The organism is Pseudomonas multiresinivorans, assembly GCF_012971725.1.
GTDB classification, from domain to species: Bacteria; Pseudomonadota; Gammaproteobacteria; order Pseudomonadales; family Pseudomonadaceae; genus Pseudomonas; species Pseudomonas multiresinivorans.
Genome location: NZ_CP048833.1, coordinates 2,330,018 through 2,343,685 on the forward strand (window position 1 = coordinate 2,330,018; position 13,668 = coordinate 2,343,685).

General features: G+C 64.0%; 17 protein-coding genes. 7 read left to right on the top strand and 10 right to left on the bottom strand.

What is annotated here, in order from left to right:
- Positions 1 to 3 precede the first annotated feature (3 nt).
- The 7 genes from G4G71_RS10815 (at position 4) to G4G71_RS10845 (ending at position 5,373) form a co-directional block, all read left to right on the top strand.
- A complete protein-coding gene (locus G4G71_RS10815) occupies positions 4 to 1,794 on the top strand; it encodes a DUF294 nucleotidyltransferase-like domain-containing protein (RefSeq protein ID WP_169937497.1) in 1,791 nt (596 codons plus the stop codon).
- Positions 1,791 to 2,417: a 3'-5' exonuclease gene (locus tag G4G71_RS10820; protein ID WP_169937499.1), complete on the top strand. Its 627-nt coding sequence runs from the start codon at positions 1,791 to 1,793 to the stop codon at positions 2,415 to 2,417. Before G4G71_RS10815 ends, G4G71_RS10820 begins: the two co-directional genes overlap by 4 nt.
- Before the next feature lie 120 nt (positions 2,418 to 2,537).
- Entirely contained in the window at positions 2,538 to 2,696 is a 159-nt protein-coding gene (locus G4G71_RS10825) for a DUF3309 family protein (protein ID WP_017522017.1), read from the top strand.
- 231 nt (positions 2,697 to 2,927) lie between these two features.
- Positions 2,928 to 3,227: a hypothetical protein gene (locus G4G71_RS10830; protein ID WP_169937502.1), complete on the top strand. Its 300-nt coding sequence runs from the start codon at positions 2,928 to 2,930 to the stop codon at positions 3,225 to 3,227.
- Positions 3,228 to 3,395: 168 nt separating this feature from the next.
- On the top strand, positions 3,396 to 4,208 hold the full coding sequence (locus G4G71_RS10835; RefSeq protein ID WP_054911111.1) for an SDR family oxidoreductase: 813 nt from the start codon (positions 3,396 to 3,398) through the stop codon (positions 4,206 to 4,208).
- 380 nt (positions 4,209 to 4,588) lie between these two features.
- Positions 4,589 to 5,014 carry a hypothetical protein gene (locus G4G71_RS10840; RefSeq protein WP_024766159.1) on the top strand — a complete coding sequence of 142 codons (426 nt, stop codon included), beginning with the start codon at positions 4,589 to 4,591 and terminating at the stop codon, positions 5,012 to 5,014.
- Positions 5,015 to 5,043: 29 nt separating this feature from the next.
- A complete protein-coding gene (locus G4G71_RS10845; protein WP_169937504.1) occupies positions 5,044 to 5,373 on the top strand; it encodes a YnfA family protein in 330 nt (109 codons plus the stop codon).
- Positions 5,374 to 5,529: 156 nt separating this feature from the next.
- Here the strand turns inward: G4G71_RS10845 and G4G71_RS10850 are convergent, their stop codons facing one another.
- From G4G71_RS10850 to G4G71_RS10890, 10 genes are all read right to left on the bottom strand, one after another.
- Entirely contained in the window at positions 5,530 to 5,760 is a 231-nt protein-coding gene (locus tag G4G71_RS10850; protein WP_169937506.1) for a YheU family protein, read from the bottom strand.
- A 59-nt stretch (positions 5,761 to 5,819) separates the two neighbouring features.
- The gene (locus tag G4G71_RS10855) at positions 5,820 to 7,040 is read right to left on the bottom strand and encodes an osmoprotectant NAGGN system M42 family peptidase (protein WP_169937508.1); all 1,221 of its coding nucleotides are present in this window, start codon (positions 7,038 to 7,040) and stop codon (positions 5,820 to 5,822) included.
- On the bottom strand, positions 7,037 to 8,836 hold the full coding sequence (gene ngg, locus G4G71_RS10860; protein WP_169937510.1) for an N-acetylglutaminylglutamine synthetase: 1,800 nt from the start codon (positions 8,834 to 8,836) through the stop codon (positions 7,037 to 7,039). The genes G4G71_RS10855 and ngg overlap by 4 nt, the downstream gene beginning before the upstream one ends.
- Positions 8,837 to 8,906: 70 nt before the next feature.
- A complete protein-coding gene (locus tag G4G71_RS10865) occupies positions 8,907 to 10,676 on the bottom strand; it encodes an N-acetylglutaminylglutamine amidotransferase (RefSeq protein WP_169937512.1) in 1,770 nt (589 codons plus the stop codon).
- A 29-nt stretch (positions 10,677 to 10,705) separates the two neighbouring features.
- Positions 10,706 to 11,848, bottom strand: a complete 1,143-nt coding sequence (locus G4G71_RS10870) for a site-specific integrase (protein ID WP_240964946.1) — start codon at positions 11,846 to 11,848, stop codon at positions 10,706 to 10,708.
- On the bottom strand, positions 11,731 to 12,069 hold the full coding sequence (locus G4G71_RS29935) for a hypothetical protein (protein WP_240964905.1): 339 nt from the start codon (positions 12,067 to 12,069) through the stop codon (positions 11,731 to 11,733). Before G4G71_RS29935 ends, G4G71_RS10870 begins: the two co-directional genes overlap by 118 nt.
- A 47-nt stretch (positions 12,070 to 12,116) precedes the next feature.
- Positions 12,117 to 12,605 (bottom strand): DNA N-6-adenine-methyltransferase, encoded by a 489-nt coding sequence (locus G4G71_RS10875; protein WP_169937517.1) that lies wholly within the window; start codon positions 12,603 to 12,605, stop codon positions 12,117 to 12,119.
- Complete coding sequence (locus tag G4G71_RS10880) at positions 12,602 to 13,075, bottom strand: ead/Ea22-like family protein (RefSeq protein WP_169937519.1); 474 nt, start codon at positions 13,073 to 13,075, stop codon at positions 12,602 to 12,604. The genes G4G71_RS10875 and G4G71_RS10880 overlap by 4 nt, the downstream gene beginning before the upstream one ends.
- Positions 13,072 to 13,275, bottom strand: coding sequence for a winged helix-turn-helix domain-containing protein (locus G4G71_RS10885; protein ID WP_169937521.1), 204 nt, complete (start codon positions 13,273 to 13,275; stop codon positions 13,072 to 13,074). Before G4G71_RS10885 ends, G4G71_RS10880 begins: the two co-directional genes overlap by 4 nt.
- 2 nt (positions 13,276 to 13,277) lie before the next feature.
- Positions 13,278 to 13,553 (bottom strand): phiTE_015 family protein, encoded by a 276-nt coding sequence (locus tag G4G71_RS10890; RefSeq protein ID WP_169937523.1) that lies wholly within the window; start codon positions 13,551 to 13,553, stop codon positions 13,278 to 13,280.
- Between the last annotated feature and the right edge of the window lie 115 nt (positions 13,554 to 13,668).

Sequence of the window (13,668 nt, forward strand, 5' to 3'; positions counted from 1 at the left end):
CGGATGTCCGACGATTTCAACTTCGCCTCGCCGCCCTTCGACCAGCTTCGCCCGCTGGAGCGCGAGCAACTGCGCGACGCGCTGAGCGTGGGTTACTACACCGTCGACGAAGTGCTGCTCGAAGCCGGTGCGCCGGTGCCGTGCCTGTTCGTGCTGATGAAGGGCGTGATCGAGGAGCGCGGCGAGGACGGCAGGCTGTTCGCGCAATACGGCGCCGAAGACCTGTTCGACGTCCGCGGATTGCTCTCCGGCAGCAGCAAGCACCGTTACCAGGCAGTGGAAGAAAGCATCGTCTACGAACTGCCTGCCGCGGTTTTCCATCAGCTCTGCGCGGACAATCCCGAGTTCGCGCGATTCTTCCGCGCGGACCTGGCCAGCAAACGCCAGCTGGAGCGTCGCGACGGGCAGAACCTGGCCGAATTCATCCTCACCCGCATCGCATCCGAACACCTGTTGCCGGCCATCGAAGTCGAGCCCACGTTGCCGCTGGGCGATGCGGCGCGGCTGCAGCTGAGCCGCGGTGCCGACGCTCTGCTGGTACGCGAGGACGGTGCCCTGGGCATCGTCACCCGCACCGACCTGATGACCGCCCACTTCCGCGATGGCTTCAGCGAGGCGCAACCCATCGGCCCGCTGGCGCACCGCCCGCTGAGCCATGTCGAGCTGGGTGACTTTCTCTTCGACGCGATGATCCTCATGACCCGCCAGCGCATCGAGCGCGTGGCCGTGTGCGAGGCGGGCAGGGTGGTCGGCCTGCTGCACCTGACCCAGGTGCTCAGCCTGTTCTCTACCCATTCCCACGTGCTGGCGCTGCGCATCGCCCGCGCCGAAAGCGAGGCCGAATTACGTGCGGCAGCGGAAACCCTGCACACGCTGATCGCCACCCTGGCCGGCAACGGCATTCGCCTGCGCTTCATCATGCAGCTGGTCAGCGCCCTCAACGAACAGTTACTCGAGCGCCTGTTCGAGTTGCAGGTGCCGCCAGTGCTGCGTGGCCGTTGCTGCCTGCTGGTGATGGGCAGCGAAGGGCGCGCGGAACAGTTGCTGAAGACCGACCAGGACAACGCTCTGATTCTCGACGACGGTCTGCCGGTGGAGCAGGGCCTGCTATTGATGCAGCGCTTTTCCACCGCGCTGCTGGAGTTCGGCTATCCGCCATGCCCCGGCGGCGTGATGGCCAGCCGGCCGGAGTGGTGCAAGCCCTTGTCGGAATGGCAGCGCGAATTGCGCGAGTTGCCGTTGCAGGGGCGCCAGGAGCAACTGATGCGCCTGTCGATTCTTGCCGATGCCTGGCCGGTGGCGGGCAACCGGCGACTGTTCGACGGCCTGCGCGAAAGCCTTTGTGAACTGACTGGCGACAGCGGCCGCTGGATGAGCGACCTCGCCTTGCCGGCGCTGCAATTCGATACGCCGCTGACCTTTCTCGGCCAACTCAAGACTCAGGACGCGCAACTCGACGTGAAGCGCGGCGGCATCTTTCCCATCGTCCACGGCGCCCGCGTGCTGGCCGTGCGCGAAGGCCTGGAGGAGCGCGGCACGCTGGGCCGGCTGGCTGCGCTGAAGGCGCTCGGCGTGCTGGACGAGTCGCTGGTGGACAACCTGGTCGAGTCCTTCGAGCTGTTCCTTCAGCTGCGCCTGCGCCAGCAATTGGACGGCCAGCGTGACGGTCGCGAGCAGGGGCTCGATGTTTCCCGCCTGAGCCGCCACGAGCGTGACCTGCTGCGCTTCGGGCTGCACACGGTGAAGAAGTTCAAGCAGAGCCTGACCCGCCAATTCCACCTGGAGACCCGATGAACGCCTGCGTCGCCGCCCCCGATCCGCATTGGTCCGCCTGGCGCCGCCGCCTCTACTGGTGGCGGCATGATCCGGCCGAGGCGGAGGAACTGGTGTCGCTGGACCTGGAAACCACCAGCCTCGATCCGCGCAAGGCCGACATCCTCAGCATTGGCGCCGTGGTGATCCGCCGCGGCAAGCTGATCCTCGGCGAGCGCCTGGAACTGCTGGTTGAGCCGCCGCCATCGCTGGACGGCGAGTCGATCCGCATCCACAAGCTGCGCCGCGCCGACCTCGAAGGCCAGCTGCCGCTGGCGGAGGCGCTGAAGCGGGTACAGGTGTTCATCGGCGACCGCCCGCTGCTGGGTTACTACCTGTCCTTCGACGTCGCCGTGCTGCGCTGCCATCTGCGCGAGCAACTCGACGCGCGGCTGGACAATCCCCGCGTCGAGGTCTCCGAGATCTACCACCGCAAGATGAGCCGGCGCTTCCCCGACCTGCACCTGGACCTGCGATTCGATACCCTGGCACGCAACCTGGAAATCCCCATCGAAGGCCGCCACACCGCCATCGGCGATGCGCGCACTGCCGCGCTGATGTTCCTGCGCCTGCGCAAGGGCTCACTACCCCGCGATCTGAGCTGATCCCGGCGGCGCGCAGATTCTTTGAATCTTCCGCGCAGCTACCCGGTCGGAACTCATAAGCGCTGGCCAATCGCATCCCGCGAGCCATCGCCCCTCGTCGACTGAAAGAGGAGAGACGATATGGGACTCGGGACTATTCTGTTGATCATCCTGATCTTGATGCTGATCGGTGGCTTGCCGGTCTTCCCCCACTCGCGCAACTGGGGTTACGGCCCCTCGGGCGTCATCGGTGTCGTGCTGGTCGTCCTGCTGGTGCTGTTGTTGCTCGGACGTATCTGACTGGGCACTGGCAAGAGCATCGCGGATGAATCCGCTCCTACGTCGACCACGGGCCTCATCGCCGCATAGGAGCGGACTCCGTCCGCGATGATTCGATCCTCGCTCCATTTGGATTGGATGTTCTCGTTGCAAACGTCACCGCGCTGGTACGCCACAGGGTGATTCGTCGCACAGCCCGTTGGGGTGGCCTGTACTAACATACTGGGCCTTTGCCATCAGGGAGTCGTAGGGATGCTGGGCGTTGTACTGGTTGTGCTGGGCGTGGTGTGGTTGCTCGTCCAGTGCGGGCTGGGCCTGCCGCCGCTGGCCGAAGCCATGACCCTGGACCCGGTGGTCAACCCCGATCGCTATTGGCAGTTCGCCTTCCTCGGCCCGGCCCTTCCCGTGGCGCTGGGCATCTTCATCCTCCGCTACCGCATCCGGGGCTTTGCCCAGTTCAAGCGCGAGCGCATCAACTGTGCTGCCCACCTGCTCGTCTCCGCCGGCATCGCCCTGGTGCTGGGCAAGCTCTGCGTGCTCGTCCAGGCCTGACCCTGCAACCCGTGAAGCGCTAGTGCGCCGGCGGTTTGCCAGGGGCATTCAGCGCCCTGATTTCACCGCTGATGGTCGAAAGCCTTGGTTACACTTCGGGCCACAGTCGTCGACAAATCCTCGTCGACCACCCGTCCCGAACAAGACAAGAAAAGGCAGACCTCCCTTATGCAAAATCGCATCATGATCACCGGCGCCGGTTCCGGCCTCGGACGCGAAATCGCCCTGCGCTGGGCCCGCGAGGGCTGGAAGCTGGCGCTGGCCGACGTCAACGAAGCAGGCCTGCAGGAAACTCTCAAGCTGGTGCGTGAAGCCGGCGGCGATGGCTTCACCCAGCGTTGCGACGTGCGCGACTACAGCCAGCTGACCCAGCTGGCGCAGAACTGCGAAGAGAAGTTCGGCGGCATCGACATTATCGTCAACAATGCCGGCGTCGCTTCCGGCGGCTTCTTCAGCGAACTGTCGCTGGAGGACTGGGACTGGCAGATCTCGATCAACCTGATGGGTGTGGTCAAGGGCTGCAAGGCCTTCCTGCCGCTGCTGGAAAAGAGCAAGGGCCGCATCATCAACATCGCCTCCATGGCCGCGCTGATGCAGGGCCCGGCGATGAGCAACTACAACGTGGCCAAGGCCGGCGTGGTGGCGCTGTCGGAAAGCCTGCTGGCCGACCTCAGCCTGGTGGACGTGAAGGTCCACGTGGTCTGCCCGTCGTTCTTCCAGACCAACCTGCTGGACTCCTTCCGCGGCCCGAGCCCGGAGATGAAGACCCAGGTCGGCAAGCTGCTGGAAAGCTCGCCGATCAGCGCCGCCGACATTGCCGACTACATCCACCAGGAAGTGGGTCGCGATGTCTTCATGATCCTGCCCCACGAGCAGGGCCGCATGGCGTGGCAGATCAAGCAGCAGAACCCGCAGGCGATCTACGACGAGATGGCGAAGATGGCGGAGAAGATGCAGGCCAAGCGCCGCAGCCTCAGCTGAGAACCTGATTACGATCTGCTGCGCGTCGGCAGAACTGCGTTGAGTGCAGCTGAGAACTGCTCATGGACTGCGTGTCCACTCCGCTTTCTCAGCCGCCCTCGCCTTGTTCTGCTCTAGCTCGCTAGATCGTAAAGCAGGTTCTGAAGAAGGAATTTGCCCCCTTTCGGTGCAATGAAAGACAGGGCTTGCCCAGGCCGGTGCAAAGGTTTAGTTTTAGTCACCGGCCTGCCTGGCTGATGTACGTTGGACCCCGGTGAAAGCCCCGCTCATTTCGCGGGGCTTTTGCTTTTTCGGGCTACCGCCCAGCTCTTGGGATTCGTGCTTTGCGCATCGTCGGGCCTGTGTTAGAAGGCTCCGGTGTCATTGAAGGAAGAACCCGCTTGCACTGTGAATCCATCGTCTATGGCTGCATCCGCGACTGGCCCGGCGACTCGATGGAGCGCCGCCTGCGCCGCGCCGCCAACCGCAAGGTGCTCGACAGCCTGCCCATGGGCGAGGCCTGGCCGTTCCTCGGCCGCGAGATGTTCAGCCGCTGCGAGACCGAAGGCGCGGGCCTGTACCAGTCCCAGGTGATCCATTTCGGCGCCAGCTACCAGACCATCGAGTACGAGTGGAAACTCTGGGTCGAACAGTTCGAAGCGCTGCTGCGCCGGCTTTACTGGGCCAGTGCGGTGGTGCACCTGGAAACCGAAGTCAACGGCAGCCATACCTTCCGCTGGGAGTCCGAGAACGGCTTCCACAGCCCGCGCGAAGGTGAACTGAAAGTGCGTTGCGCCTGGGAACGCGAAGGCGGCCTGCGCGGCTGATTGCGCGCCTCCCGTTACGGAAAGAATCCATGATCAATTACCTCTGGTTCGTCCTCGCCGCGTTCTGCGAGATCGCTGGCTGCTATGCCTTCTACCTCTGGCTGCGCCTGGACAAGAGCGCCCTGTGGATAATTCCCGGTTTGCTCAGCCTGACGGTGTTCGCCCTGCTGCTCACCCGTGTCGAGGCAAACTACGCCGGGCGTGCGTATGCCGCGTACGGCGGCATTTACGTCGCCGCTTCGCTGTTCTGGCTGGCTTTCGTGGAAAAGAGTCGCCCGCTGTGGAGCGACTGGGTGGGCGTGGCGCTCTGCGTGATCGGCGCCAGCGTAGTGTTGCTCGGGCCCAAGCTCGCCCCCTGAGCAGCCCATCTCACCACTGAGCTTCATCGTAGGATGGGTGGAGCTTGCGATACCCATGCTGTGAGGGCGCGCAATCGATGGGTATCGCTGCGCTCCACGCCATCCTACGTGGTGTTCAGGAGGCGCAATGCGCTGGGGCGTTTCAGAACGCGCGTGTCAGTCCTCCAGCCACTCCCTCGGCACTTCGCTTTTCAGCATCAGCTGGCACTGCTGGCTTTCCGGGTCGAAGACGATCACTGCCGCGCCGCGCTTGAGCGCATGGCGCGCGCGCTCCACGCGCACGTCCAGCGGCGTGTCGTCGCCGTTGTCGGTGCCTTCGCGGGTGACGAAGTCTTCCAGCAGGTTGTTGAGGGTGTCGGCTTCGATCAGGTCGTACGGAATCAGCATGGCGGGGTACTCGGAATCGCAGCGCGGGATTGTAGTCCCGCGCTGAGCTGAGTGCAGCTTCACTTCTTGTTCCTGTCCGAGTCCTTGCCTTTGTCAGCTCCATCGCCACTGTCGATCAGGTCGTCCACCGGCGGCACATGGGTGGTGCTTTCCATGTGTACCGGATGCTCCAGCTGCTTGCTGAAGCGCTCCAGCGTGCCTTCGCTGGGTTCCGCGTCGCTGTCGAACACCGGCGGGCTGAGCATGTAGGCGGTGAGCAGTTTCGACAGCGCGGCCAGGCTGTCGATATGGGTACGTTCATATCCGTGGGTGGCGTCACAGCCAAAGGCCAGCAGCGCGGTGCGGATATCGTGGCCGGCGGTGATCGCCGATTGCGCATCGCTGTGGTAGTAGCGGAACAGGTCCCGGCGCACGGCGATCTCGTGGCGCTCGCCCAGCCGCAGCAGGTGCCGGGACAGGTGGAAATCGTAAGGCCCGCCGGAGTCCTGCAGCGCCACGCTGACCGCATGTTCGCTGGAGTTCTGCCCCTCGGCCACCGGCGCGATATCGATACCGACGAACTCGCTCACATCCCAGGGCAGCGCGCCGGCCGCACCGGAGCCGATTTCCTCGGTGATGGTGAACAGCGGGTGGCAGTCGATCGGCGGTACCTGGCCGGCCTCGACGATGGCTTTGAGCGAGGCCAGCAGCGCGGCCACGCCGGCCTTGTCGTCGAGGTGGCGGGCGCTGATGTGGCCGCTCTCGGTGAACTCGGGCAGCGGGTCGAAGGCGACGAAATCGCCGATGGCCACGCCGATGGATTCGCTGTCGGCACGGCTGGCGGTGTAGGTGTCCAGGCGCAACTCGACGTGATCCCAGCTGATCGGCAGCGTATCCACCGCGGTGTTGAAGGCATGCCCGGAGGCCATCAGCGGCAGCACGCTGCCGCGGAATACGCCGTTCTCACAGAACACCGTTACGCGGCTGCCTTCGGCGAAGCGGCTCGACCAGCAGCCCACCGGCGCCAGGGCCAGGCGGCCGTTGGGCTTGATCTCGCGGACGATGGCGCCAATGGTGTCCAGGTGCGCCGAGACGGCGCGGTCCGGGCTCTTGCGTCGCCCCAGCAGGGTGGCGCGGATGGTCCCGCGTCGAGTCATCTCGAAGGGCACGCCGATCTCCTCCAGCCGTTCGGCGACGTAGCGCACGATGGTGTCGGTGAAACCGGTGGGGCTGGGGATGGCGAGCATTTCCAGCAGCACGCGCTGCAGGTAGTTGAGGTCGGGTTGTGGCAGTTGGGTCATGCCGGGGCCTCTTCGTTGGCGTGAGGCTGATCACGGTTGTCGCGATGCAGGAGTTCGCGGCTCAGCGGGAAGAGCAGGTCGACGAAGCGCTCGGCGGTCGGCTGCGGCTCGTGGTTGGCCAGGCCGGGGCGCTCGTTGGCTTCGATGATCACGTAGTCCGCCTGGTCGGCCTCGGTGACCAGCAGATCGAGGCCGGTGACCGGGATTTCCAGCGCTCGCGCCGCGCGGATGGCGGCGTCGGCCAGGGCCGGGTGCAGGCGCTCGGTGACGTCTTCCAGGGTGCCGCCGGTGTGCAGGTTGGCCGTTCGGCGTACGGCCAGGCGCTGGCCGCTGGGCAGCACGTCGTCGTAGCTGAAGCCGGCGGCGGCCAGGGTGCGCTCGGTCTCGCCGTCCAGCGGGATGCGGCTTTCGCCACCGGTCGCGGCCTGGCGCCGGCGGCTCTGCGCCTCGATCAGCTTACGGATGCTGTGCCGACCATCGCCGATCACCTCGGCGGGGCGGCGAATGGCGGCGGCCACCACCTCGTAGCCGATCACCACGATGCGCAGGTCATTGCCGGGGTGGTAGCTCTCGAGGATGACGCGGGTATCGAACTGCTTCGCGTGGGCGATGGCGCTCTCCACTTCCTCGGCCGTGCGCAGGTCCACGGCGACACCCTGGCCCTGTTCGCCGTCCACCGGCTTGACCACCAGTGCGCCGTGTTCTTCGAGGAATGCGGCGTTGTCTTCGGCGCTAGTGGCCAGGCGTTGCTGCGGCTGGCGCAGGCCGGCGCGGTCGAGGGCGCGGTGGGTGAGGGTCTTGTCCTGGCACAGGCTCATGCTGACGGCGCTGGTGAGGTCGCACAGCGACTCGCGGCAGCGGATGCGCCGGCCACCCTGGGTGAGGGTGAAGAGGCCGGCGTCGGCGTCCTGTACCTGCACTTCGATGCCGCGTCGATGGGCCTCGTCGACGATGATCTTCGCGTAGGGATTGAGTCCCTTTTCCGGGCCGGGGCCAAGGAACAGCGACTGGTTGATGCCGTTCTTGCACTTCACTGCGAAGGTCGGCAGCTCGCGGAAGCGCAGTTTGCGGTACAGCGACTTGGCCTGCTGGTTGCCGTGCAGCACCGACAGGTCCAGATAGGCCAGGCCGCGGCTCATGAAGTGCTCGATCAGGTGGCGTACCAGCGCTTCGCCGACGCCGGGCCGGCTGGACTGCGGGTCCACCGCCAGGCACCAGAGGCTGGAGCCGCCTTCCGGGTCGCGGAAGGCCTTGGCGTGGTTGATGCCCATGACGGTGCCGATCACCGTGCCGGTCTCGGCGTCTTCTGCCAGCCAGTAGGCCGGGCCGCCCTGGTGGCGCGGCGTGACGTTGGAGGGGTCGACCGGCAGCATGCCGCGCGACAGGTAGAGGCGGTTGATCGCCGTCCAGTCGTCGTCGCTGTGCACGCGGCGGATGCGGAAGCCGCGGAAGGGTCGGCGCGCCGGGCGGTAGTCGGTGAACCACAGGCGCAGCGCGTCCGAGGGGTCGAGGAAGAGTTGCTGCGGGGCGTGGGACAGCACCTGTTGTGGCGCGGCGACGTAGAGGGCAATGTCGCGCTCGCCGGGTTGTTCGTTGAGCAACTCGGCGGCCAGCTTGTCCGGGCTGGAGAAGGTATGGCCGATCAGCAGGCGGCCCCAGCCGCATTGGAGGATCAGCGGGCCGTGGCTTTCCGCGTGGTCGCCGGCGAAGCGCGCCTGCAGCCTTTCGTAGGTCGGCGTCTGGCCGCGCAGCAGCCTCTGGTTGTGGGGATGGGGCAGGTTGGAATGGGGTTTCATCTTGCGCTCCCTGATAAGCATCTGTCCTGGGCTGTGGGAAAGGCGGCGCCACGCACGGCGCCGCCGGGCTCTAGAGGCCCTGTTCCGTCAGCCAGAGATTGAGGGCCGCCAACTGCCACAACTTGGAACCGCGCAGCGGAGTGAGGTCGCTCGCCGGGTCGCTGAGCAGGCGGTCGAACATCGCCGTCTCGAACAGTCCACGGTCCTGGCTCGGGTCCAGCAGCAATTCACTGACCCAGGCGCGGGTATTGCCTTGCAGGTGCTTGAGGCCGGGCACCGGGAAGTAACCCTTGGGCCGGTCGATCACCTCGCTGGGGATGACCTTGCGCGCGGCAGCCTTGAGCACCTGCTTGCCGCCGTCGCCGAGCTTGAAGCGCGACGGGATGCGCGCCGACAGTTCCGCGACGCGGTAGTCGAGGAACGGCACGCGGGCTTCCAGGCCCCAGGCCATGGTCATGTTGTCGACGCGCTTGACCGGGTCGTCCACCAGCATGATGGTGCTGTCCAGGCGCAATGCCTTGTCCACCGGGTCTTCCGCGCCGGGCTGGGCGAAGTGGTCGCGGACGAATTCGCTGGCCACGTCCTCGACCCGCATCGCCTCGCGTACGGTGTCCAGGTACTCGCCGTGGCTGCGATCGAAGAAGGCCGCGCGGTAGGCCTGCAGCGGGTCCTTCGCGCCGGCCACTTTCGGGTACCAGTGGTAGCCGGCGAACAGCTCGTCGGCGCCCTGGCCGCTCTGCACCACCTTGCAGTGCTTGGAGACTTCCCGGGAGAGCAGGTAGAAGGCGATGCAATCGTGGCTGACCATCGGCTCGCTCATGGCGCGGAAGGCCGCCGGCAGTTGCGAGATAACTTCGTTCTCGTCGATGCGCAGTTGGTGGTGGCGGGTGCCATAGCGTTTCGCGATCAGGTCCGAGTACTGGAATTCGTCGCCGCGCTCGCCGCCGGCATCCTCGAAGCCGATGGAGAAGGTCAGCAGGTCCTCGACGCCGGCCTCGTGGAGCAGGCCGACCAGCAGGCTGGAATCGACGCCGCCGGAGAGCAGCACGCCGACTTCGCGAGCAGCGCGCTGGCGCACGCTCACGGCATCGCGCAGGCTGCTCAGCAGGCGGTCTTCCCAGTCGTCCAGGGTCAGCTCGCGCTCATCGGGCAGCGGGCCGTAGTCCAGGGTCCACCAGCGCTGGCGCTCGGTATGGCCGTCGGCGTCGATGGTCATCCAGGTGGCCGGCGGCAGCTTCTGCACTTCGGCCAGCAGAGTGCGTGGCGCGGGAACCACGGCGTGGAAGTTGAGGTAGTGGTTGAGCGCCACCGGGTCCAGCGCCGGGTCGATGTCGCCGCCCTTCAACAGCGCTGGCAGGCTGGAAGCGAAGCGCAGGCGCTTGCCGGTCTGCGACAGGTACAGCGGCTTGATGCCGAGGCGGTCGCGGGCGATGAACAGGCGCCGTTTGTCGCGTTCCCAGATGGCGAAAGCGAACATGCCATTGAGGCGGGGCAATAGTTGTTCACCCCAGGCGTGGTATCCCTTCAGGAGTACTTCGGTGTCGCCTCCGGAAAAGAAGCGGTACCCAAGGGCTTCCAGCTCGCCGCGCAGTTCGGGGTAGTTGTAGATTGCCCCGTTGAACACCAGCGACAGGCCCAGCGAGGTGTCAATCATCGGCTGACCGGATGCTTCGGCCAGGTCCATGATCTTCAGCCGCCGATGGCCCAGGGCCAGGGGACCTTCGCTATGGAAACCCCAGGCATCGGGTCCTCGCGGTGCGAGGTGATGAGTGATGCGTTCGACTGCGGCAAGGTCCGCAGCCTGGTTATCGAAACGTAGTTCTCCTGCAATTCCGCACATAGTACTGTGGGCCCAGTAAAATCAGGGCCTCAGTCCTCCTTAGCTTTCCTCCGTACCAAATTCGTACCAGTTTTCAGCTTTTCCATCTCGCTCCAGTCGGACGTCGAGTTGAGCCACTTGGCGTAAGTCGAAAGCAGAACTGGCACGCTGTGGCCGAGCTGCGAGGCGATGAAAGCCGGATTCATCCCGGCCATCAGGCACATCGTCGCGTAGGTGTGGCGAGTGTCATACGTCCTGCGCTGACGCATGCCGAGCTTCCGCAAGGCGTCGCGCCAGTAGCGTTTCGGGCCGGTCTCCGACTTGATGTACAGGTCGGAGCGTTCTGCCTTCAGGCTGGGAGCAAACACGTAATCCGATCTCGCCGCAGTCAGCGGCCTAGCTTGTTCGAGGGCATGCAGCGCGCGATCGTTCAACAAAACTTCCCGAACGGTCTTCGTCTTGGTTCGTTCATGGATCTTGCCGCGGAGTTGGATTCGGCAGACCTTGGCCCTCCTGGCGCGTGTATCTACCTCGTCCCAGCGAAGCGCCATCGCCTCGCCCGGGCGCATACCTGTGTAGAACAGGAACTCGAACAGGCAGGCGTAGATTTGCTGCAGACCTGTAGCCACCTCATAGAGCTTGGCGATGATCAGGTCTGCTTCTTCCTGCGTGAATGGATCCAACTCACGCTTTGGAACCTTTGCCACAGGGACGGATATTGTCGGGTCGCGTTGCACGACCTCTTCCTTCATGGCCTGCTTGAACAGGCATGTCACTACGCGGACGACATTCTTTCTGCGGCTCGGCGATGGCCATTTCGTCGTAGCGACGATGCGTCGAATCATGGTCGCTGGGATCTGGTCCATTGGCAGTTGTGCCAGGTGTGGAATCCAGTAGCGCTGGAGGGAGATTCGATAGCCTTTGCGAGTGGCGTCGACAACTTCTAGCGAGTCGAGCCATTCCTGGGCGTATTCAAAGAAGGTTTGGCGGGCGGTGGAAGGAAGGTGCGCACGGGATGAAGGGAAGAACTCAAGATACTTCTCGTGTGTCAATACACCCATCTTGGCGTACTGAACTACCTGAGTACGTAGAGCTGCTGCCGCTGCGATTCCTTTCTGGGTCGGTGGGTAGGCAAGCGTTTCGCAACGTCGGCGCTTTCCCCATTGGAAGCGAATTCTGACTGATTGGCCGATGACTTCGACGCCGGTCGGCAGGTCCAGAGGCTTTCTAGCCACTCGTCATACCTCCTTTTGCTGTAGATGATTCGGCCGTCTATCTTCGCCCAAACCCATGCCGGGATGATCTTGCGCTCGCGCTTTCTCTGCAGCGCTTTGGCAGTGGTTCCGATCAGCTCGGCCATCCTTTTCTCGGTGACTTTATCGACCTCATCAATGAGGTTCTCTGCTGCGCTCATGGCAATACCTCATCTATCCGCAGTGCGGAGGTGTGAGTGGGGTAGGGTTAGGCTGCGTGACTAAGGTCGACGTACAGGCCAAGTCCAGATCGCTGTAGTGCAGCTTTCGCGCGTTCACCGCGGGCCAGAAGCACGACGCCGTGCCCAGGCGACCCGCCGATACTTCCATCAGGCCTGATGAACTTCGTCTTGCCGCGCGGGAAGAGCATCGCGTCAGCCTTTACGGCATGTTCATGGAACCAGGCGGCGCTGGTGTAGGCGCGGACGATGGCAATGCCGTTGCCGTGGTCCAGGAACTTCTCCAGCCACGGCACGTGCCCATTCCTTCCGCCGAATGGTGGGTTCATGAATACGAACCCATCCCAAGGCTGTGCCAGGCCGTCATCGCTGATGGTGAACACGCGGTCAGCCGGAACCCAGTGCGATGCGCCTGGACTGCAGGGGTCGAGATCAAAGCGCTCGCCAATCGCCTGCAGCATGTCCGGCGGCGTATACCAGTCATCTGAGTGGCCAATGCAGGGTTCGTGCTCGCTCATCTCCCGCCTCCTTCCAGGGCTGCGTCGATTGCAGCGTCGATATCTGGATACTTCCTATCGCCGCGAAGGTTATAGGCGTATGGGTTTATTGGCTTGAAATAGCACATGAACTGCCAGCCTTTGCCGGAGACGTAGGCTGTGCACCGAATCGCTTGGTACCGCTCGGCGTCCTTGCTCAATCCGTCGATCAGAGCAAGCCGTTCAGACACTCTGGTATCCCGCGCCTCCTCAAGATCGGTGACATGACCGCGCAGCAGCTCCACCTCGGCAATCAGCTCCAGAACTGCTGCGGGGTTGGCTGCCTTGATGAAGTTACGATTCGCCTTCTCGTCAGAGCCGAAGCATTCGCAGATCACCCAGCCGCTGTTGAGTTGATCGCTGTCCGCAATGACACTTTGGGCTGCGTCAGTCGTCCACGGCCCCGGCGTAGCCCGCTCCGCCAGCTCCTTCAGCTTGGTTAGGTCGGTCATGCGTGCGTACCTCGCAGTCCTGTTGCGACCCAGTAGGGAGTTCCGTTGCACTCAACCAGCCCTTTGCGCTTGAGCCGATTAAGGGCTTTGCTGATCGTCGGCCTGTCCTCACCAATGGCGTGACGCATTGCCCAGGCGGTAGATCCTTGAATCTTGCGCAGGTGCTTAAGCACCTTGGCGTCGATAGGATTGTCGGTCATGGCTACTTCACCTCTATTCCGGCTTGCTGGAGGACGTCTGCTACCGCTCCGGCTTGGTAGAGTGGAAGGTCGGTCTTGTGATCAACCTCATGCGGATATACCTCTGCCGGCAGCTCCACCTTCAGAGCCGCGCGGCTGGCTTGCCAGGCTTTCCATGCCGTTGCTACGACATAGAAGCCATAGTGACCATTAGGTCCTTTCTTGAGCGGATTGCCGCTTCCTACGTCAACGAAATGACTGGAAGCCCACGCTTCAAACGCTTCTCGAATTCCAGACATGCGAATGCCTCCCATACGGGTGTGCGGTTAAGGGGAAATAGGTGGCGGGTATGCTGATGCTGAATCGCCACTTTTATGAAGAGAAACCCAGCAGCTAAGCGGGTTAGAGGTTGGT